This is a genomic window from Streptomyces sp. WM6386, assembly GCF_000972385.1.
In the GTDB taxonomy this organism is placed as follows: domain Bacteria; phylum Actinomycetota; class Actinomycetes; order Streptomycetales; family Streptomycetaceae; genus Streptomyces.
The window spans coordinates 17,512-36,853 of record NZ_JXTE01000053.1 but is presented as its reverse complement, the minus strand read 5'-3'; the positions used below and the strand labels follow the sequence as shown (position 1 = coordinate 36,853).

At 70.5% G+C, this 19,342-nt stretch carries 18 protein-coding genes; 5 read left to right on the top strand and 13 right to left on the bottom strand.

Annotated features, from left to right (window positions below; translation table 11 throughout):
- Positions 1–6 precede the first annotated feature (6 nt).
- Both TN53_RS28215 and TN53_RS28210 read left to right on the top strand, forming a co-directional pair.
- Positions 7–798 carry an FMN-binding protein gene (locus TN53_RS28215; RefSeq protein WP_046261504.1) on the top strand — a complete coding sequence of 264 codons (792 nt, stop codon included), beginning with the start codon at positions 7–9 and terminating at the stop codon, positions 796–798.
- A gap of 55 nt (positions 799–853) precedes the next feature.
- Positions 854–1,591, top strand: coding sequence for an FAD:protein FMN transferase (locus TN53_RS28210; protein ID WP_046261503.1), 738 nt, complete (start codon positions 854–856; stop codon positions 1,589–1,591).
- A gap of 81 nt (positions 1,592–1,672) precedes the next feature.
- Here the strand turns inward: TN53_RS28210 and TN53_RS28205 are convergent, their stop codons facing one another.
- From TN53_RS28205 to TN53_RS28165, 9 genes are all read right to left on the bottom strand, one after another.
- Complete coding sequence (locus tag TN53_RS28205; protein ID WP_046261502.1) at positions 1,673–2,212, bottom strand: arginine repressor; 540 nt, start codon at positions 2,210–2,212, stop codon at positions 1,673–1,675.
- A gap of 20 nt (positions 2,213–2,232) precedes the next feature.
- Entirely contained in the window at positions 2,233–3,429 is a 1,197-nt protein-coding gene (locus tag TN53_RS28200) for an acetylornithine transaminase (protein ID WP_046261501.1), read from the bottom strand.
- The gene (argB, locus tag TN53_RS28195; RefSeq protein ID WP_046261500.1) at positions 3,426–4,334 is read right to left on the bottom strand and encodes an acetylglutamate kinase; all 909 of its coding nucleotides are present in this window, start codon (positions 4,332–4,334) and stop codon (positions 3,426–3,428) included. The genes TN53_RS28200 and argB overlap by 4 nt, the downstream gene beginning before the upstream one ends.
- Positions 4,331–5,482 (bottom strand): bifunctional glutamate N-acetyltransferase/amino-acid acetyltransferase ArgJ, encoded by a 1,152-nt coding sequence (gene argJ / locus TN53_RS28190; protein ID WP_046261499.1) that lies wholly within the window; start codon positions 5,480–5,482, stop codon positions 4,331–4,333. The genes argB and argJ overlap by 4 nt, the downstream gene beginning before the upstream one ends.
- Positions 5,479–6,507 (bottom strand): N-acetyl-gamma-glutamyl-phosphate reductase, encoded by a 1,029-nt coding sequence (argC, locus tag TN53_RS28185; protein WP_046261498.1) that lies wholly within the window; start codon positions 6,505–6,507, stop codon positions 5,479–5,481. Before argC ends, argJ begins: the two co-directional genes overlap by 4 nt.
- A 45-nt stretch (positions 6,508–6,552) precedes the next feature.
- On the bottom strand, positions 6,553–6,936 hold the full coding sequence (locus TN53_RS28180) for a GtrA family protein (protein WP_046261497.1): 384 nt from the start codon (positions 6,934–6,936) through the stop codon (positions 6,553–6,555).
- A complete protein-coding gene (locus TN53_RS28175) occupies positions 6,936–7,886 on the bottom strand; it encodes a glycosyltransferase family 2 protein (protein ID WP_046261496.1) in 951 nt (316 codons plus the stop codon). Before TN53_RS28175 ends, TN53_RS28180 begins: the two co-directional genes overlap by 1 nt.
- Before the next feature lie 22 nt (positions 7,887–7,908).
- On the bottom strand, positions 7,909–10,524 hold the full coding sequence (locus tag TN53_RS28170) for a YfhO family protein (protein ID WP_420719132.1): 2,616 nt from the start codon (positions 10,522–10,524) through the stop codon (positions 7,909–7,911).
- Positions 10,525–10,769: 245 nt separating this feature from the next.
- The gene (locus TN53_RS28165) at positions 10,770–13,244 is read right to left on the bottom strand and encodes an alpha-L-arabinofuranosidase C-terminal domain-containing protein (protein WP_046261495.1); all 2,475 of its coding nucleotides are present in this window, start codon (positions 13,242–13,244) and stop codon (positions 10,770–10,772) included.
- Between the two features lie 131 nt (positions 13,245–13,375).
- Between TN53_RS28165 and TN53_RS28160 the strand changes: the two genes are divergently transcribed.
- Positions 13,376–13,840: a DUF6314 family protein gene (locus tag TN53_RS28160; protein ID WP_046261494.1), complete on the top strand. Its 465-nt coding sequence runs from the start codon at positions 13,376–13,378 to the stop codon at positions 13,838–13,840.
- Positions 13,841–13,942: 102 nt separating this feature from the next.
- On the opposite strand, the gene TN53_RS28155 is transcribed toward TN53_RS28160, so the two are convergent.
- The 3 genes from TN53_RS28155 to TN53_RS28145 all read right to left on the bottom strand — a co-directional run bounded on the left by TN53_RS28155 (position 13,943) and on the right by TN53_RS28145 (position 16,625).
- Positions 13,943–14,536 (bottom strand): histidine phosphatase family protein, encoded by a 594-nt coding sequence (locus TN53_RS28155; protein ID WP_046261493.1) that lies wholly within the window; start codon positions 14,534–14,536, stop codon positions 13,943–13,945.
- Between the two features lie 122 nt (positions 14,537–14,658).
- Positions 14,659–15,084 (bottom strand): GNAT family N-acetyltransferase, encoded by a 426-nt coding sequence (locus tag TN53_RS28150; protein WP_046261492.1) that lies wholly within the window; start codon positions 15,082–15,084, stop codon positions 14,659–14,661.
- Positions 15,085–15,161: 77 nt separating this feature from the next.
- Positions 15,162–16,625, bottom strand: coding sequence for a PLP-dependent aminotransferase family protein (locus TN53_RS28145; protein WP_046261491.1), 1,464 nt, complete (start codon positions 16,623–16,625; stop codon positions 15,162–15,164).
- Between TN53_RS28145 and TN53_RS28140 the strand changes: the two genes are divergently transcribed.
- A complete protein-coding gene (locus TN53_RS28140) occupies positions 16,624–17,538 on the top strand; it encodes a DMT family transporter (protein WP_046261490.1) in 915 nt (304 codons plus the stop codon). The genes TN53_RS28145 and TN53_RS28140 overlap by 2 nt on opposite strands.
- Positions 17,539–17,631: 93 nt before the next feature.
- Entirely contained in the window at positions 17,632–17,826 is a 195-nt protein-coding gene (locus TN53_RS28135; RefSeq protein ID WP_046261489.1) for a DUF1918 domain-containing protein, read from the top strand.
- A 15-nt stretch (positions 17,827–17,841) separates the two neighbouring features.
- On the opposite strand, the gene TN53_RS28130 is transcribed toward TN53_RS28135, so the two are convergent.
- A complete protein-coding gene (locus TN53_RS28130) occupies positions 17,842–19,101 on the bottom strand; it encodes a glycoside hydrolase family 10 protein (protein WP_199924660.1) in 1,260 nt (419 codons plus the stop codon).
- Between the last annotated feature and the right edge of the window lie 241 nt (positions 19,102–19,342).

Genomic DNA, 19,342 nt, shown 5'->3' with positions numbered 1-19,342 from the left:
GAAGCGATGAGGAAGAGTCACCCCCTTCGGCGTGTCGTCCTGGCCGGCGTCGCCACCGTCTCCGGGATCGTGGTGCTGCTGTCCCTGAAGCCGGGGACCAGCGCAACCGACGCGTCCGCGGCCGGCGACGCGGCCCCGCAGCAGAGCGCGGCGGCCCGGGAGTCCGCGCAGGGCGGCGCCCAGGCGGCCACCGGCACCGCCACCGGGGACGCCGTGGACACCCAGTACGGGGCCGTCCAGGTCCGTATCACCTTCGTCAACAACAAGATCACCAAGGCCGAGACGGTCCAGCAGCCCAAGGGCGGCCAGAGCGACCAGATCACCGGCAACGCGGTGCCGAAGCTCAACGCGGCGACGCTCGCCAAGCAGAGTGCGCAGATCGACACCGTGTCCGGGGCGACCTACACCAGCGAGGGCTACAAGAAGTCGCTCCAGTCGGCCATCGACAAGGGCAATGCGGCGGCGTCGTCGGGAGCGTCCTCGCCGGCCCCCTCGCAGAGCGCGGGCAACGCCGAGGCGGCGGCCCCCAAGGTCGTCACCGGCACCGTCTCCCAGACCCAGTACGGTCCCGTCCAGGTCCGGGTCACCGTCACCAACGGCAAGATCACCAAGGCCGAGGCGGTCCAGCAGCCCAAGGGCGGCCAGAGCGACCAGATCACCGGCAACGCCATCCCGAAGCTCAACAAGGCGGCGGTGGCGGCGGGGAACGCCGACATCGACGCGGTGTCGGGCGCGACCTACACGAGCGACGGCTACAAGCAGTCCCTGCAGTCGGCGCTGGACCAGGCCGGTGGCTGACACGGTGGCCGAACCGGCAGAAGCTCCCGCCGCGGTGCGTCATACGGAGGAGGTCATGGGGACCGTCTTCTCCTTCGACGTCCGCGGCGGGGAACCGGCCGCCGTCGAGGCGGCCCTGGCGAGGTCGGTCGCGGGTCTGCACCGCGCCGACGCCGTCTTCAGCACCTACCGCGACGACAGCCAGATCTCCCGGCTGGCCCGCGGTGAGCTGACCCTCGACGACTGCGACCCCGAGGTCGCCGAGGTCCTGGACCTGGGCGCCAAGGCGGAGGAAGCGAGCGACGGCTGGTTCAGCCTGCGCTACGAGGGCCACCTGGACCCGACGGGCATCGTCAAGGGCTGGGCCGTCGAACGCGCGGCACGCTCCCTCTCCGCGGCCGGCGCGACCGGGGTGAGCCTCAACGGCGGCGGGGACGTACAGCTGCTGGGGACGCCGGAGCCGCAGCGGCCGTGGCGGGTGGGGGTGGCGGATCCGCTGCGGCCGGGGGGCCTGGCGGCGGTGGTATCGGCGGCGGGTACGGCCGAACTGGCCGTGGCGACATCCGGTACGGCCGAGCGCGGCGCCCATATCGTCGACCCCCGCACGGGCCGCTCGGCGGTCACGGACCTGGTGGCGGTGACCGTGGTGGCCCCCAGCGTGACCTGGGCGGACTGCTGGGCGACAGCGGCGTTCGCGATGGGGTCGCGGGAGGGCTTGCGGTGGCTGGAGTCGCTGCCCGACGTGGAGGCACTCTTGATCACGGCGGGCGACGAGGTCCGGTGCACCGGCGGCCTGGCGTCAAGACTGGGCTGAGTGCACCCACCCAGGGGCGCGGGGAACGGCGCGACCAGCCACGGACAACCCGCACCCGGCACACCTCGGACACCACCCCACTCAGTGGCCGTTCTGAGCCAACCGCAACAAATGCTCGGCCAACGCCTGCCCCCCCGTGGGATCCCGGCTGATCAACATCAACGTGTCGTCACCCGCGATCGTCCCGAGAATGTCGTGCAGCTCGGCCTGGTCGATCGCCGACGCCAGGAACTGCGCGGCACCCGGCGGCGTCCGCAGCACGACAAGGTTCGCGGACGCCTCCGCGGAGATCAGCAGCTCCTGGGAGAGCCGCCGCATCCGCTCCTCCTTGGCGGACTCCCCCAGCGGCGCACGAGGAGTACGGAACCCGCCCTCACTCGGCACCGCGTAGATCAGGTCGCCGTCGGTGTTACGGATCTTCACCGCGTTCAGCTCGTCCAGGTCCCGGGAGAGCGTCGCCTGTGTGACGCTCAGCCCGTCGTCGGACAAAAGCTTCGCCAACTGGCTCTGAGAGCGGACCGGTTGCCGGTTGAGGATGTCCACGATCCGGCGGTGCCGTGCGGTGCGGGTCTGCGGTACGGCAGGCCCGTGGGTCTGCTCGTGATCCTGCGCCTGGCTCATCGACGTCTCATCTCTCCGGCTCATCCATCCCCGTTGGCCACGTCCAGCACGCCCGGCAGCGCCCGGAGCAGCGCCTCCACCTCGTCGTCGCCGAGGTTCAGCGGCGGCATCAGCCGTACGACATCGGGGGCGGGCGCGTTCACCAGGAAACCGGCGTCCTGAGCCGCCTGCTGCGCCTGGGGCGCGAGCGGCTCGGTGAGCACGATACCCAGGAGGAGGCCGGAGCCCCGGATGTGGGAGATCAGCGGGTGCCCCAGTGCCTCGATTCCGTCGGACAGCGCGGCGCTCTGGCGCTTGACGTTCTCGAGCAGCCCCTCGTTCGCGATGGTGTCGAGCACGGCCAGTCCGGCGGCGCAGGCGACCGGGTTGCCGCCGAAGGTCGTGCCGTGGTGGCCGGGCTGGAGGAGTTCGGCGGCCCGGCCGAAGGCCACGGTCGCGCCGAGCGGCAGGCCGCCGCCGAGCTGCTTGGCGAGGGTGACGACGTCCGGCAGGACGCCCTCGTGGGCCTGGTACTCGAACCAGTGGCCGGTCCGGCCGATGCCGGTCTGCACCTCGTCGAGGACGAGGAGCGTGCCGGTGGCGGCGGTGATCGCCCGGGCCGCCTTCAGATAGCCGGCGGGCGGGACGATCACACCGTTCTCGCCCTGGATCGGCTCGATGACGACGAGGGCGGTGTCCTCGGTGACCGCGGCGGCCAGCGCCTGCGCGTCGCCGTACGGCACGTGCGTGACATCGCCGGGCAGCGGCAGGAAGGGCTCCCGCTTGGCGGGCTGGCCCGTGAGGGCGAGGGCGCCCATGGTCCGGCCGTGGAAGCCGCCGCGGGTGGCGACCATGTGGGTCCGCCCGGTCAGCCGGCCGATCTTGAAGGCGGCCTCGTTGGCCTCGGCGCCGGAGTTGCAGAAGAAGACCTTGCCGTCCCGTCCGAAGTGCTGGAGGAGCCGTTCGGCGAGGGCGACGGTGGGCTCGGCCATGAAGAAGTTGGAGATGTGGCCGATCGAGGCGATCTGCTTGCTGACGGCCTCGACGATCGCCGGGTGGGCGTGGCCGAGCGCGTTGGTGGCGATGCCGCCGACGAAGTCGTAGTACTGCTTGCCCTCGGTGTCCCAGACCTTGAGGCCCGCACCGCGGACGAGGGGCAGCCGGGGGGTGCCGTAGTTGTTCATGAGCGAGCCCTGCCACCGCTGGGTGAGCTCTGCGTTGCTTGCGGTGCCGGTCATTCCCCATCCCCCTTGTCGTCGTCCGGCACGACCATCGTGCCGATGCCCTCGTCGGTGAAGATCTCCAGCAGGATCGAGTGCTGGACCCGCCCGTCGATGACCCGGGCCGTGGTGACGCCGCCTCGTACGGCGTGCAGACAGCCCTCCATCTTCGGGACCATGCCGGAGCTCAACTCCGGGAGCAGCTTCTCCAGTTGGGAAGCCGTGAGGCGGCTGATCACCTCGTCGCTGTGGGGCCAGTCCTCGTAGAGACCCTCGACGTCCGTGAGGACCATGAGGGTTTCGGCGCCCAGAGCAGCAGCGAGTGCCGCAGCCGCCGTATCAGCATTGACGTTGTAGACATGTCCGTCGTCCTGGCTACGGGCGATCGACGAGACGACCGGGATCCGGCCGTCGGCGAGGAGTGCCTCGATCGCGCCCGTGTCGATCGCGGTGATCTCGCCCACCCGCCCGATGTCGACCAACTCGCCGTCGATCTCGGGCTGGTGCTTGGTGGCGGTGATGGTGTGCGCGTCCTCGCCGGTGAGTCCCACGGCGAGCGGTCCGTGCTGGTTGAGAAGCCCGACGAGCTCGCGCTGGACCCGTCCGGCGAGCACCATCCGTACGACGTCCATGGCGTCCTCGGTGGTGACGCGCAGGCCGGCCTTGAACTCGCTGACGATGCCGGCCTGGTCGAGGGCGGCGCTGATCTGCGGGCCTCCGCCGTGCACGACGACCGGCTTGAGACCGGCGTGGTGCAGGAAGACGACGTCCTGGGCGAAGGCGGCCTTCAGGTCCTCGTCGATCATGGCGTTGCCGCCGAACTTGATGACGACGGTCTTGCCGTTGTGCCGGACCAGCCAGGGCAGCGCTTCGATGAGGATCTGCGCCTTCGGCAGTGCGGTGTGCTTACGAGTAGTGCTCATGACGAGTACGCGCTGTTCTCGTGGACGTAGTCGGCGGTGAGGTCGTTGGTCCAGATGGTGGCGGTCTCGGAGCCCGCGGCCAGGTCGGCGACGATGTGCACCTCGCGGTAGCGCATGTCGACCTTGTCGCGGTCCTCGCCGACTCCGCCGTTCTTGCAGACCCAGACGCCGTTGATGGCGACGTTGAGCCGGTCCGGCTCGAAGGCGGCCTGTGTGGTGCCGATCGCGGAGAGCACCCGGCCCCAGTTGGGGTCCTCGCCGTGGATGGCGCACTTGAGGAGGTTGTTGCGGGCGATGGAGCGGCCCACCTCGACGGCTTCGGCCTCGGTCGCGGCGTTGATCACCTCGACCTTGATGTCCTTGCTGGCACCCTCGGCGTCCCGGATGAGCTGCTGGCCGAGGTCGTCGCAGACCTGCCGCACGGCCTCCGCGAACTCCGCGTACTGCGGGGTGGCTTCGGCGGCGCCGGAGGCGAGCAGCAGCACGGTGTCGTTGGTGGACATGCAGCCGTCGGAGTCGACGCGGTCGAAGGTCGTGTGCGTGGCGGCGCGCAGCGCCCTGTCCAGCACGTCGCTCTCGACGTCCGCGTCGGTGGTGAGGACGACGAGCATGGTGGCGAGGCCGGGGGCGAGCATGCCCGCGCCCTTGGCCATGCCGCCGACGGTCCAGCCGTCCTTGGTGACGACGGACGTCTTGTGGACACTGTCGGTGGTCTTGATGGCGATGGCGGCCTTCTCACCGCCGTGCTCGCTCAGGGCCTCGGCGGCCGTGGCGACACCCGGCAGCAGCTTGTCCATGGGGAGCAGCACGCCGATCAGGCCGGTGGAGGCGACGGCCACCTCGCCCGCGCCGATGCCGAGGACGTCGGCGACCTTCTCGGCGGTGGCGTGCGTGTCCTGGAAGCCCTTGGGACCCGTACAGGCGTTGGCGCCGCCGGAGTTGAGGACGACGGCCGTCAACTGGCCGGTCTTCAGGACCTGCTCGGACCACAGGACCGGGGCGGCCTTCACACGGTTGGAGGTGAAGACGCCCGCGGCGGCGCGGCGCGGCCCGGTGTTGACCACGAGGGCCAGGTCCGGGTTGCCGTTCTCCTTGATCCCGGCGGCGATGCCCGCCGCCTGGAATCCCTTGGCTGCCGTGACGCTCACGGTGCGACTCCGATCGTGGAAAGCCCGGTGGACTCGTCGAGTCCGAGGGCGATGTTCATGCTCTGCAGGGCACCGCCCGCGGTGCCCTTGGTCAGGTTGTCGATGGCGCTGATGGCGATGATGCGGCCGGCGGCCTCGTCGTACGCGACCTGGATCTGAACGGCGTTGGAACCGTAGACGGACGCCGTGGCGGGCCACTGCCCCTCGGGGAGCAGGTGGACGAAGGGCTCGTCGGCGAAGGCCTTCTCGTAGGCGGCGCGGACGGTCTCGGCGGTGACGCCGGGCTTCGCCTTGGCGCTGCACGTGGCGAGGATGCCGCGGGACATCGGTGCGAGGGTCGGCGTGAAGGAGACGGAGACCCGCTCCCCCGCCGCCCCGCTGAGGTTCTGGATCATCTCCGGCGTGTGCCGGTGGCCGCCTCCGACGCCGTACGGCGACATGGAGCCCATGACCTCGGAGCCCAGCAGATTGGCCTTGGGCGCCTTGCCCGCGCCGGAGGTCCCGGAGGCGGCGACGATCACGGCTTCGTGCTCGGCGAGTCCGGCGACGTACGCCGGGAAGAGCGCGAGCAAGACGGCGGTCGGGTAGCAACCGGGCACCGCGATGCGCTTGGACCCCTCCAGCGCGGCGCGGGCACCCGGAAGTTCGGGAAGGCCGTACGGCCAGGTGCCGGCGTGCGGGGAACCGTAGAACGTCTCCCAGTCGGCGGCGTCCTTCAGCCGGAAGTCGGCGCCCATGTCGACGACGAGCACGTCCGGGCCGAGCTGCTCGGCGACGGCGGCGGACTGGCCGTGGGGCAGGGCGAGGAAGACGACATCATGACCGGCGAGGACGTCGGCCGTGGTCTCCTGGAGGACGCGGTCGGCCAGCGGCAGCAGGTGCGGCTGGAGCGCGCCCAGCTTCTGTCCGGCGTTGGAGTTGCCGGTCAGGGCGCCGATCTCGACCTCGGGGTGCGCCAGGAGCAGCCGCAGGACTTCGCCGCCCGCGTACCCACTCGCTCCGGCCACTGCCGCACGTACCGCCATGGAATCCTCCTCTTGGATGGCATGACTATACGTTTCGATGCACGTTTATGCAATCTCGGGGGTCTCCGCCTTGGGCACCATGATCCGCCGGGAGACGACGAAGGTCACCGGGATCGCCGCCAGGGAGGCGAGCAGCGGGGCGTACCGGCTGTCGAGACGCAAGAGGTCGACGAGGACGTAGACGCCGGCCGTGGTGACGAGGAAATTGGCGGCGTTCGTCAGGGGGAACAACAGGAATTTCCGCACGGTCGGACGCGTGCGATAGGTGAACCAGGCATTGAGGAAAAAGGAACCGGTCATACTGAGCAGGGTCGCGAGAACATGCGCGACGAGATAGGGGAAGCGGGTCAGGAGCACGAGGTACGGACCGTAGTAGGTGCCTGTGTTCACGACCCCTATCACCGAGAATGTGAGAATCTGCCGCGACATCACGGAACGAGGTCCTTCGCCGGCTCCGTATTGGTTGCTTTCACCAGGAAGTGCGGGCGCCCCTTGACCTCGTAGTAGATCCGCCCGGTGTACTCACCGATCACCCCGAGCATGATCATCTGCACTCCGGCGACCCCGGTGACGGCGGTGATGATCGTGACATAGCCGGGTGTCTGCACTCCGTTGATGAGCGCGGCACCCATGATCCAGGCGGTGTACAGCCCGGCGATGGCCAGCAGTCCCATGCCGAGGTAGAGGGCCGCGCGCAGGGGTCGGTTGTTGAAGGAGAGCAGCCCGTCGAGTCCGTAGTTCAGCAGGCCCCGCATGCTCCAGGAACTGCGGCCGTGTGCGCGCAGGGCGTTGGTGTACTCGAACGTGGTGCCGGGAAAACCCACCCAGGCGAACAGGCCCTTGGAGAAGCGGTTGGACTCGGTGAGGTTCAGCACCGCGTCCACCACCCGCCGGGACAGCAGCCGGAAGTCGCCGACACCGTCCACGAGCTCCACGTCCACGAGACGGTTCACGAGCCGGTAGTAGAGCCGGGCGGTGAGTGTGCGGGTCATCCGGTCGCCGGTCCGGGTGCGCCGGGCGATCACCTGGTCGTAGCCCTGGGCACGCAGGTCCACCATCCGTTTGATCAGCTCCGGCGGGTGCTGGAGATCCGCGTCCATGACGACGACGGAGTCTCCCGAGGCGTGCCGCAGGCCCGCGAGCAGTGCCGCTTCCTTGCCGAAGTTGCGGCTGAAGGAGACGTACCGCACGCGCGGGTCCTGCCCGGCCAGCCGTTCCAGAACGGCGAGGGTACGGTCGCGGCTGCCGTCGTCGACGTACACGAACTCGACGTCGTGGCCGAGCGGCAGCAGTTCCTCCGCCACCTTCTGCACCTCTGCGTGGAAGCGTTCGAGGACGTCTTCCTCGTTGTAACAGGGTGCGACGATCGATAGGAGCATGGTTCTTCCCCCTGGTACCCGGTCAGCGAGCGGTGGTCACGCGCTCGCGTGGTCGTGTGGTGGTGGACTGGGATGTTGGTGGCCGCGCGAGCCGTCGGCGGCGCACCGCGCTGACGGCGCCGAGCAGGATCAGGGCCAGCAGTGACGCGCCCCCGACCGTCGTGCCGAGGCGCAGCCCGGGCGGATGGAATGTGCAGGTCAGACTGGTCGAGGAGCCGTCCAGCGGTACGGCGATCAGGCCGTGGTAGTCCGTTGCCGGTACGGCGGTGGCGTCGCCCGTGGCACAGCGCCAGCCGGCGATACGGGGAGCCGCCACGACCGCGATTCCCTTGCTGCCCGTGGGGAGTTCGGCTCGGAGCGTGGCGTCGGAGACGCTCACCCGGGTGGCGCCGGTGGCCTTGAGGCGCTCGGCCGCGGTGTGCAGCCGGTCGGTGTCCAGGCAGCCGACGGCGCCCTTGGGGATGCGGCCGGCCCGGTCGGGGGCCAGCTCGATCCTCAGCCGCCCGGAGGGCGGGACCGCTCCCAGTCGTTGCATGGCGGCGATCTTCTTGCCGTCGCCGTCCGACCGGAAGCGTCCGGTCGGACCGTCGCCGAGCCGCGCGGCGCCGTTGAAGTGGGGCGCCCACAGATAGACCTCGTCACCGGCCGGGCACTGTGCCGTGATCGTCGGTTTCCGCGCGCTCGCGGGCGCGCTCGCGGGGGCGGGGGCGCCGATGAGGAGGCCGGTGGCGCCGCCGCTCGGGGGCCTGCCGGTGCTCGTGCGGACGGTGATGCGGGGGACGGTGTAGACGCGGGTGCCGAGCAGCAGCTCCTGGTTGCGGTAGGGCGAGGGGCTGAAGGAGGCGCGGGACGCGTCGGACGGTCGTACCGTCACCAGCGGCGGTACGTCCTGGCGGGTGACGGTGAGCCGCTCGCCGTTCTGCGGGAACCAGTTCTGGTGCGGGTCGGGCGGGGAGTGCACGCGGGCGCCGACCGACAGGACGACGTCGGTGACGGCGTTGTCGAGGCTCTGGAGGCTGCGGCCCCGTGAGGTCCAGCCGCCGCCGAGGGCGGTGAGGGTGCGGCTGAGGACGTCCGAGGTGAGGCTGCTGTAGTACTGGGCGCCCTGGCCACCCACCAGGAGCGGGTCGTTGGCGACCGTCTGGTCCCGGCCGGGGTCGGTGCGGTACCGGGGCCAGCCGTCGGCCTGTGCGATCGCCTCCGCCTGCCGCTGCTGCCGGGCTCCCCAGGGCGCGTAGTCGTCCAGGTGCCCGTAGCGCAGCCGGGTCGCTTCGGCGGAGGTGGCCACCGTCTCACCGAACTGCCCGCCGAAGAGCAGCGCCACGGCCAGCCCGGCCAGTACCGTGCGCTGTCCGCCGCCGGCGCGGCACAGCAGGGCGAGTCCGCCCAGCGCGCCCACGACGGCGAGGAGCAGCACCGCCCGGGTGACGGTGTGCTGCGCGACGGGGCTCCGGCCGGCGACGGCGGCGAGCACGGCGAGCAGACCGCCCGCCGCGCCCAGCGCGCGCAGGTCGGGCGGGCCGTACGAGAGCGCGTGCCAGGCGGCGATCACCAGCAGCGCGCACAGGACGAAGGTCTGGCGGTACGGGCTGCCCTGCGGTGTGGCGAAGGCGTGCCAGAGCAGATGGGTCGGGCCCCACTGGAGCGACAGGGTCACGACGACGACCAGCAGCGTCCACCCGGCGCGCACCCGCCGGGGCACCGCCCGGTGGAAGGGCAGCGCGAGGGCGAGCAGCAGCGCGGCGGTCCCCACGTACAGGGCGGGGGTGCCGAAGGTGTACGTCGTCGGCAGCAGCCGGGCGAGCAGGTCTTCCGTCGGTACGGGCGCGAAGTCCACGACCCGGCCCGGGTAGGCGTGCCGGGTACCGAAGTAGACGACAGCCACCAGCGGCGCGGCCAGACCCACGCCGAGCGTGACGGTGGCGCCGGCGCGGCCCGCCGCCAGGAGCCGCCGGCGGACCGTGAGGTCGGACAGCCACAGCCGGAGCAGCAGCACCAGTCCGGCGCCGAGGGTGGCCATGTAGGCGGTGTAGAAATTGGCGATCCAGGCGAGGGCCACGACGAGCACCCCGAGCAGGGGACGCCGTCCGCGCAGGGTCCACTCGCCGACCAGGCACAGCAGCGGCAGCGCGACGAGGCCGTCGAGCCACATCGGGTTGTACGAGGCGACCGCCACGCTCCAGCCGCACAGCGCGTAGGAGGCGCCCAGCAGTCCCGCCGCCCACCAGCGGCCCGGGCGCAGAGCGAGCAGCAGACAGGCCATGGCGGCGCCCGCGGACGCCGTCTTCAACACGGTGATCACATAGACGGCGAGGTCGATCTCGTCCCGCGGGAACACCGCGACGAGCGGGGCGAAGGGGCTGCTGACGTAGGTGCCGAGGTCGGGCAGGAAGCTCGCGCCGTATCCGGACTGCCAGTTGACGAGCAGACCGCCGTCGGCCCTGCCGTGCAGCAGGTCCCACAGGTGGGCGTGGAACGGCACGTACTGGTTGCCCAGGTCGTTGACGCTCCGGGTGCGGGGGCCGAAGGGGTAGCTGCGGGCCAGGGCGTCGGCGGCGCAGAACGCGGTGACGGTGATGACGGCCGCGAGCAGCGCCGCGGCTCGCGTCGGCCGTGCCGGAGAGGTTATCCGTTTCACATCCTGTTCCCGTGCTCGGAATCGCCCCCTTAGACGGCCGGAATTTCGGGTTGGTTGTGCCGTCCATGAAAAGTGGGAAAGCGAATTCCGAATAGGGCGTGGCCCTTTGGAGGGAAATGGTGAACGCTGGGGAAACGGATAATTTCTTGCGCACTTAGCGACGGTGAACTCACCTGCGGAATATCGAAGGCCTTCCTCGCGACGGTGTTCGTCGCGAGGAAGGCCTTCGGCGGGCGTGGAACTCGCTACCTCTGCTTGATCCGCAGGAAGGTGACCGAGTTCGCCGGGAAGGTGTACGTGAACCGGTCGGCGACCCCGTCGAACGTGGACTTCACCGGCACGACCGGTGTCCCGGTCTCCGAGTTCACCGCGTTCGGGTCGGCCGTCAGCGTGGTGACGCGGGCCTTGGAGGCGACCTTGGCGCCGCCCAGGTCGATCGCCGTGCGGGCGGCCGTGGACTGGGCGTTGACGACCTTGACGATCAGGTCACCGGTCTTCTTGTCCTTGGTCACGACCTGACGGAACGGCTCGGCCGGCTTGTCGTCGGTGAAGCTGCCCCACTCCTGCCCGTCGAGGTACAGGGTGACCTGACGGCCCCGCACCTTGATGTCGATGTCGTAGGCACGGCCCGTCTCGACCGATCCGGCCTTGGAGATCAGCGTCGACTTGCCGCCGTCCACGGCCTGCTCGACGGCGGACTGGGTGTTGTTCCAGCCGCCGAGGTTCCACCAGTAGTAGCTGCCGGTGTCCTTGACGCCGAAGGCGACGAGGAAGCCCTCCTTGCCGGACTTCTTGGTGGCCTTCACATGCAGGTCGTAGTCGTGCCAGTCGGTGTCGCCGGCCGAGACCATCGTGTTCTCGGCGGCCACGTCCGTCTGCACGTACTGACCGTCCTGGACGCTCCAGCTGCCGCCGCCGGAGTGGGTCCACTTCGACGCGTCACCGGAGAAGTCGTCGCTCAGCAGGGAGTTGCCGTCGGCGTCCGTCACCTTCACGTCGTCGTACGCCGCCGTGGTCGCCCAGGTCGACAGGCCGACCGCGCCCGCGATGGGACCGGTCAGTGAGGGCGTCCCGGTCGCCGTGGAGGGCACCACGCGGTCGCCGACGTTGGTCATGAACAGTTTCTGGACCTCGTAGTTGGCGGAGTTCCAGGAGGCGTGGTTGTTGAACCAGACGAGGTCCGGCTGCCACTGGACGTAGTCCTCGTTGGCGAACAGCGGGGCGTACGAGGCGAGTTTGACGACGTCCGCGTTGCGCTCCAGGCCGGTCATGTAGGCCGCCTCGGCGAGGCCGTTCTTGAAGGCGTTGCCCAGGGAGGCGTACTCGCCGAGGAAGACCTTCGGGCCGCTGCGGTCGTAGGAGTCGTAGCGGTCGTTGTTCTGCAGGAACCACTGCGGGCTGTTGTAGTAGTGCTCGTCGACCATGTCGACCTTGGCGTCCTTGTTGAGCTGCCAGGCCGTGTCGAAGGTCGAACCGGAGTCGTCCGGACCGGAGTTGGAGATCACGGTGATGTCCGGGTACTTGGCCGCGATGGCGGCGCGGAACTCCTTGAACCGGGCGAAGAACTCGACCGGGAGGTTCTCCTCGTTGCCGACCTCGATGTGGGTCAGGTGGAAGGGCTTGGGGTGGCCCATCCGGGCGCGCTTCTTGCCCCAGGTCGAGGTGACCGGGCCGTTGGCGAACTCGATGAGGTCGAGGGTGTCCTGGATGTGCCGCTTGAGCAGCGCGTCGTCGTCGACGGCCCTGTTCTGGCCGCAGCCGGTCACCAGAGCGGGGACGACGGGCAGCGGCATGGCACCGATGTCCTCGGAGAGGCGGAAGTACTCGTAGTAGCCGAGGCCGTAACTCTGGTTGTAGCCCCAGAAGTTGGAGTTGGTCGCGCGCTCCTCGACCCGGCCGATGGTGTCCTTCCACTGGTAGGAGCGCTTGCGCTGCCAGTCGGAGGCCTCGCTGTAGTCCTCCATCGAGCCGGTGTTGACCAGGCAGCCGCCGGGGAAGCGCACGAAGCCCGGGTGGAGGGCGGCGACCTTCTCGGCGAGGTCCTTGCGCAGGCCGTTCGCCTGGTGCTTGTAGGTGTCGCGCGGGAAGAGGGACACCATGTCGAGGGCGGCCGCGGCCGAGGAGGCGACGGTCAGACGGCCGTCGCTGCTGGTGCGGGTGGCGGTGAAGGTCGCCTTGTACTTGGCCCAGCCACCCTTCGCGGCGACCTGCCGGGCGGTGGCGAGGCTGCCGTCGGCGTCCTGGAGCGAGACCGTGAGGGTCGTGCCGCTCTCGGCGCGGGCCCACACGGAAAAGTCGTACTTCTTGCCCTCCTCGACATGGACACCGGTGTTGTATCCGGCGTTGGTCACGGTCGAACCGGCCGCCAGGGAGAGGTAGTTGCGGTTGCGCGCATTGAGCCGGCCGTCGTCGTTCACGACCTGTCCGGCGCCGTCGACGGTCCAGGAGGTGAGGGGGGTGTACGAGCGGTTGTCGTCGGTGGAGTACTCGAAGGACCGGTTCTGGACGAGCTCGGCGTACAGGCCTCCGTCGGCGGCCCGGTTGATGTCCTCGAAGAAGACGCCGTACATCGTGTCGTCGATCTTCGCGCCCTTGGCGGTGGGGTCGACGGTGATGGCGTAGTCGGCGGCGTCCTCGGCATGGGCCGGGGCCGGAAGGAGACCGGCCGCCACCAGGAACGCGGTGGCGGCGAGGCCGAATCTCCAGCGGGTGCGTGACATGGATGCTCCGCGGCTCGATCGGGGTTCGAAATATCAGACGCTGATCAACACTTCGAACGGCAAGATAGGGAGGGGGGATTCCCGAGGTCAACGGGTCGTGCGGTACCGAAAGTGTCGGAAGGGAGGAACAGATGGGCGGATTCTGGCCAGTACCGGAGGTACTGATGTATCTGGCCGGGAGTTGGCGGGTCGAACGTTCCGTGCGAGACCTGGCGAGCGGGGAGGCCGGGCACTTCTCGGGCACGACGGTTTTCGGCCCCTGGGACGGCGAAGGGCTGCTGCACCAGGAATCCGGCACCTTCACCTGGCAGGGCGTCGCCCGCCCCGCCGAGCGCACCTTGCGCTTCCTGCCCGGGACTTCGGCGGCCGAGGCCGAGGTGCGCTTCGCCGACGGCCGCTTCTTCCACGACCTGAACCTGACCACCGGCCACCACCTCACCGACCACCCCTGCGCGGCGGACCTCTACCGGGGCGAGTTCACCGCCCTCGACGAACACCACTGGCGGACGGTGTGGCGGGTGGGCGGCCCCACCAAGGACCTCGTCCTCACGACCGAGTACGCACGCGAGACGACCGACGCGCCACGCGGAGGCTGAGTGCTGGACTCACGGGCCACGGGCCACGGGCCACGGGCACGCGTTCGCGGCCCGGGGCGACCCCTACGAACGCCAGGAGGGCCACACCCACGAGACCTGCGTTCACGCCCGTGACGGCTGCGCCTGGGCCCCGTCGAAGCGCAGGTTCCAGCGGCCCGCGTGGCCGGTGACGGTGGTTGTGGACAGGGGGCGGACGTCGATGTTCCAGTACGTGGACGGCGGTGCCTTCAGGGCGTACACCAGCGCGGCGCGGACCACCGAGGGCTCGGCGACGGCGACGATACGGCCGCCGTCGCCCACGGGCCGGGTGTCGAGCCAGCCGCCGACCCGGGTGATGAAGGCCAGCAGCGACTCACCGCCGTGCGGGATGCCGCGCGGGTCGGCGAGCCAGGCGTCCACCGCCTCCGGTTCGCGCGCCATCGCCTCACCCAGCGTCAGCCCGCGCCAGCGGCCCATGTCGCAGTCCCGCAGGGCGAGTTGCACGAGCGGGGAATATCCGAGCGCGTCCCCGGTCGCGCGACTGCGCGGAGTCGGTGAGCAGTAGCGCAGTTCCGCCGCGGCCAGCGGCAGCAACTCCCCCGCGGCGCGCTGCACCTCGTCCCAGCCGGCCTGGTCGAGCGGCCGGTCGTCCTCGAAGCGCTCCGCGAGCAGCGGGGAGCTGCGGGCGGCGGCGACGAATGTGACCCGAAGTGGCATGCGGCGATGGTGGGTGGAGAAAGTGCGCAGGTCAAGAGGTGTTACCTGGGAGTTACGCAGGGTTGGCAAAACCTTACTGCAAGGTCAGGACCTGCCGGACAACTCATCCGAAACGAGGGGCCTTAGTAGAGGTGCGCCATCCACTGGTCCGGGTTCGCGAGCGACGTGAAGCCGGCCTTCTCGTACACCCTGTGCGCGTCATGCGTGGCGAGCAGGATGCGGCGCAGCCCGCAGGGCCGCAGATCCTCGCGTACGGCCTCGACGAGCGCGCTCCCGATCCCCTTGCCCCGCACGGACGGATCGACGTACACATCGCACAGCCACGCGAAAGTGGCCCGGTCGGTGATGATCCGGGCATACGCCACCTGCTCCCCCGAAGCCCTCTCGTACACCCCGAAGTTGAGCGACCCCTCGATCGCCCGGTCCTGCTTCTCCCGGGGGCGGCCGATCGCCCAGTACGCGTCGGTGGAGAGCCAGTGGTGGACCCGGGCGGCGTCGATACGGTCGGGGTCGGTGGAGATCTCGTAGCCAGCGGCGAGGTCGGTCATGCCGGGATCTTCGCAGGGCCGCAAGCCGGGGTCGAACGGTTTCCAGGGAGCGTCGCCCACGGCATCGCCCCGATCGGCTAGAGCACCTCGTCCGCCGCCCCCCGCAACCGCCGTACTCCCTCCGCGATCTCCCCGACCCCCGCCACCGCCGCGAAACTCAACCGCACATGCCCCGCGGGCGGCTCCGCGCTGAAGTACGGGCGGCCCGGGGTGATCGCGACTCCCGCGCGCAGGGCGGCCGCCGTCAGCGCGGCCTCTCCCCCGGAGCCGAAAGCCTGGGAGGTGCTCCCGGAACCGTCCGGCAGGCGCAGCCAGAGGTGGTAGCCGCCCGACGGGACGTGCGGGAGGGCGAGTTCGGGGAGGCGGAGGCCGAGTGCCGTGGTCATGGCGTCCCGGCGCGTCTTCAAGTCCGCGGAGATCGCCCGCAGATGGCGTGGCCAGGCGGCCGATCCCACGAGTTCCAGCGCCGCCTCCTGCAAGGGACGGGGCACGAAGAAGGTGTCGACGACCTGGATCGCCCGCAGCCGTTCCAGCACCGGGCCCCGTGCGGCGAGCGCGCACACCCGGAAGCTGGGCGAGGTCGCCTTGGTCAGCGAGCACACATGGACGACGACCCCGTCGGCGTCCTCGGCGGCCAGCGGACGCGGCAGTTCGCCCGCGTCCGCGTGCACGAGCCGTCGTACGAAATCGTCCTCGACGACGAACGCGCCGGCCTCGCGCGCGATGCGCAGCACCTCGCCCCGGCGTTCGGGGGCGAGCACGGCACCGGTCGGGTTCTGGAACAGCGGCTGGCAGACGAACACCCGGGCGCCGGTGGCCCGGAAGGCGTCGGCCAGCAGCTCCGGCTTGACCCCGTCCCGGTCGACAGGGACCGGCACGGGCCGCAGCCCGGCCGCTCGGGCGATCGCCAGCATGCCGGGATAGGTGGGAGACTCGACGAGCACCGGGGCCCCGGGAGAGGCCAGCGCACGCAGCGCGATGGTCAGCGCCGACTGCCCGCCGGCGGCGATCAGCACCTCCGCCGCCGTGACGGAGCCGCCGATGCTCCGCGCGAACCACGAGCGCAGCTCCGTCAGCCCCTCCATGGGCGGCCGGCCCCAGGCGCCGGGACGGCGGGCGGCGCGGGAGAGCGCGGCGGCGAGTGCCTGCTCGGGCTGGAGCGAGGGGTGCAGATAGCCGCCGGTGAACTCGATCACCTCGGGCGGCGGCTCGGTGAGGGAGACCAGGACGCCGCTCGCGTCCACCGAGCGCGGCACGAGGTCGGCGGCGGCGTCCGCGCTCAGCGCCACCTCCTGCCAGGAGGTGTCCCCCACCGGCGCGACCGTCGCCCGCGGCACCGTCCGGAACACCCCGGCACCGGGCCGGGTGACGACGAGCCCCTCGGCGGACAGCTGCGCCAGCGCCCGGGAGACCGTCACCGGGCTCACCCGGTACTGCTCGACCAAGGCCCGACTGGACAGGAGCTTTCCACCAGGAGAGTAGCGGTTCAGTTCACTTCTCAGCCGTTCCGCCAGCTCATCGACGCTGCTACGCTCTTGCATGAGAGTACAGAGTAACGCTACTGACCCGATCACGATAGCGGTCGGCACCAAGCCGAACACCACTGCCGGCACCCTGGTGGCCGCACTCGGCGTCGTCGCCTTCTCCCTCACCTTCCCCGCGACGGCATGGGGTCTGGAGGGCTTCGGGCCCTGGTCGCTGGTCGGGGTGCGGAGTGTGCTCGCCGCGCTGATCGCCGGATCCTGTCTGCTGGCGCTGCGCGTTCCCGTTCCCGCCCGGCGCCACTGGACGGGACTCGCGGTGGTCGCCGGCGGTGTCGTCGTCGGCTTCCCGATGCTCACCACTCTCGCGCTGCGGACCTCGACCACCTCCCACGCCGCTGTGGTGGTCGGTCTGCTCCCCCTCACCACCGCGCTGTTCTCCGCCCTGCGCATGGGCACCCGCCCGTCCCGTACCTTCTGGACGGCCGCCCTCGCGGGCGCGGCCGCGGTCCTCGCCTTCACCGTGCAGCAAAGCGGCGGCACCCTCACCTCCGCCGACCTGTATCTCTTCGGCGCCCTGCTGGTGTGCGCGGCCGGCTACACCGAGGGCGGCCGGCTGGCCAAGGTCATACCGGGCTGGCAGGTCGTCGGCTGGGCGCTGGTGCTGTGCCTGCCGTTCTCCGTGCCCGCGACCGTGATGGCCCTGTCGTACGAACCCGTGCACCTCACCGCGCACAGCGTGACCGGAGTGCTGTGGGTCGCGGCGGGCTCGCAGTTCCTCGGCCTGGTCGTCTGGTACCGGGGCATGGCGATGATCGGCATCCCCAAGGCCAGCCAGTTGCAGTTGGCCCAGCCCCTGCTCACACTGGTGTGGTCGGTGCTGCTGCTGGGTGAGCACCTGACGGTGGCCGCCCCACTGACGGCCGCGGCGGTGCTCGTCTGCATCGCCGTCACCCAGCGGGCGCGAGGCTGAGCGGCGCGCACGGGCCGGTCCAACCGGGCCCCCGCGCCGTAAACTCAAGGCCACGGACCGCTGCTCCCGCACCTTCGTGAGGAGGACCGACAGATGCGTGCAACCGTGGGCGACCAGCTTGTGCAGCACGGCAGGGTGGTCGGACAGCACGACAAGATCGGCGAGATCGTCGAAGTGATGGGGCAGGGGGGCAACCCCCCCTTCCGCGTCCGATTCGAGGACGGGCACGTGGGCGTGTGCTCACCCGGCCCCGACACCGAGATCCGTCACAAGGACACCGCGAACTAGGGCCCTTCTGACGGATCAGCGTGAAGGCCTCGCCGGCTGCTGGTAGTGGTCGGCGACCACGCGCGCCATCGCGCCGACGGGATCCGCCGACACCTCTTTGGCCGCGAAGAAGACATGCCCGCACAGCTCCGGGTGGTCCTTGGCGAGGGTGAGGTGCCGGGACAGTTCGGCGGGGTCCTGCCAGGCGGCCGGCTGGGCCGGGTCCCCTGCTTTGTAGAGGGCCTCGCCCAGATAGAGCTTCGTCCTGCTCCCCCGCGCCACATCGGCCCACCAGGGCGCCAGCTTCGCGTAGTCGGCGGCGGCGAAGCCGATGTTCCAGTAGATCTGTGGCACGAGGTAGTCGATCCAGCCCTCCCGGACCCACTTGCGGGTGTCCGCGTAGTTGTCGTCGTACGACTGCACGCCCGCCCGTGTGTCGGAGCCGAGCGGATCGGTGGCGACGTTGCGCCACACCCCGAAGGGGCTGATCCCGAACCGGGTGGTGGGCCGGGCCGCCCGGATGCGGGCCGCGGTCTCCAGCACCAGTCGGTCGATGTTGTCCCGCCGCCAGTCGGCCCGGGTGGCGAAGCCGCCGCCGTACTCGTCGTAGGCCGCGTCGTCGTCGAAGGTCTGGCCCGCCACCGGGTACGGATAGAAGTAGTCGTCGAAGTGGACCGCGTCCACCGGGTACTTCTCCACCGCGTCCAGGATCGCGTCCTGCACGAAGGAGCGGACCTCGGGCAGCCCGGGGTTGTAGTAGAGCTTCCCGCCGTACGTCACCACCCACTCCGGGTTCTGGCGCGCGGGGTGGGAGGCGACCAGTTTCGTCGGGTCCGCCTGGAGGGAGATGCGGTACGGGTTGAACCAGGCGTGCAGCTCCAGGCCCCGCTCGTGCGCCTCCCGTACGGCTGTGCCGAGCGGGTCCCAGCCGGGGGCCTCGCCCTGGGTGCCGGTGAGCCACTGCGACCAGGGCTCGTACGGCGAGGGCCAGAGCGCGTCCGCGGTGGGCCGTACCTGGAGGATCACCGTGTTGAGACGGTCCGCCACGGCCTTGTCGAGGTGCGCGATCAGCTCGGCGCGCTGCTGGGCGGCGGTCAGCCCGGTCCTGGAGGGCCAGTCGCGGTTGGCCACACTGGCGATCCACACGCCCCGCATCTCGCGGGCGGCCCGGCGGCGGCCGGGATCCGATCCGTCCGCCAGCGCGGCACCCGCCGCCACCGCGCCGCCGCCCGCCACGATCGCCGACAGGGCGGTCACCGTGAACGCCCGCCTCGACAACGGTGACTTCCGATGCATCCTCACTCGTACCTCCGTGCGCCGTCTGTCCGCGGGTCAGCCTGCCATGCGGCACCCGGACATTCGATCAACGATCGCCGAAGAGAACGTGCAGGTTTCCGGCAGGCGCGGAGCCGCTCCGCACACCCGCGCGAACCGCGGATTCCCCCGCCCTCCTATGCCGCCGCCGCGGAGCAGGCCCGACCCCGACGATCGATCATCGATACTTTCCAGTAACGTGCACGAACGGAGCAGGCGCCGT

Bases quoted from the DNA above. Each gene is read 5' to 3' on its own strand.
- TN53_RS28215 (WP_046261504.1), top strand. From the start codon at position 7: ATGAGGAAGAGTCACCCCCTTCGGCGTGTCGTCCTGGCCGGCGTCGCC.
- TN53_RS28210 (WP_046261503.1), top strand. From the start codon at position 854: ATGGGGACCGTCTTCTCCTTCGACGTCCGCGGCGGGGAACCGGCCGCC.
- TN53_RS28205 (WP_046261502.1), bottom strand. From the start codon at position 2,212: ATGAGCCAGGCGCAGGATCACGAGCAGACCCACGGGCCTGCCGTACCG.
- TN53_RS28200 (WP_046261501.1), bottom strand. From the start codon at position 3,429: ATGACCGGCACCGCAAGCAACGCAGAGCTCACCCAGCGGTGGCAGGGC.
- argB (WP_046261500.1), bottom strand. From the start codon at position 4,334: ATGAGCACTACTCGTAAGCACACCGCACTGCCGAAGGCGCAGATCCTC.
- argC (WP_046261498.1), bottom strand. From the start codon at position 6,507: ATGGCGGTACGTGCGGCAGTGGCCGGAGCGAGTGGGTACGCGGGCGGC.
- TN53_RS28180 (WP_046261497.1), bottom strand. From the start codon at position 6,936: ATGTCGCGGCAGATTCTCACATTCTCGGTGATAGGGGTCGTGAACACA.
- TN53_RS28175 (WP_046261496.1), bottom strand. From the start codon at position 7,886: ATGCTCCTATCGATCGTCGCACCCTGTTACAACGAGGAAGACGTCCTC.
- TN53_RS28165 (WP_046261495.1), bottom strand. From the start codon at position 13,244: ATGTCACGCACCCGCTGGAGATTCGGCCTCGCCGCCACCGCGTTCCTG.
- TN53_RS28160 (WP_046261494.1), top strand. From the start codon at position 13,376: ATGGGCGGATTCTGGCCAGTACCGGAGGTACTGATGTATCTGGCCGGG.
- TN53_RS28155 (WP_046261493.1), bottom strand. From the start codon at position 14,536: ATGCCACTTCGGGTCACATTCGTCGCCGCCGCCCGCAGCTCCCCGCTG.
- TN53_RS28150 (WP_046261492.1), bottom strand. From the start codon at position 15,084: ATGACCGACCTCGCCGCTGGCTACGAGATCTCCACCGACCCCGACCGT.
- TN53_RS28140 (WP_046261490.1), top strand. From the start codon at position 16,624: ATGAGAGTACAGAGTAACGCTACTGACCCGATCACGATAGCGGTCGGC.
- TN53_RS28145 (WP_046261491.1), bottom strand. From the start codon at position 16,625: ATGCAAGAGCGTAGCAGCGTCGATGAGCTGGCGGAACGGCTGAGAAGT.
- TN53_RS28135 (WP_046261489.1), top strand. From the start codon at position 17,632: ATGCGTGCAACCGTGGGCGACCAGCTTGTGCAGCACGGCAGGGTGGTC.
- TN53_RS28130 (WP_199924660.1), bottom strand. From the start codon at position 19,101: ATGCATCGGAAGTCACCGTTGTCGAGGCGGGCGTTCACGGTGACCGCC.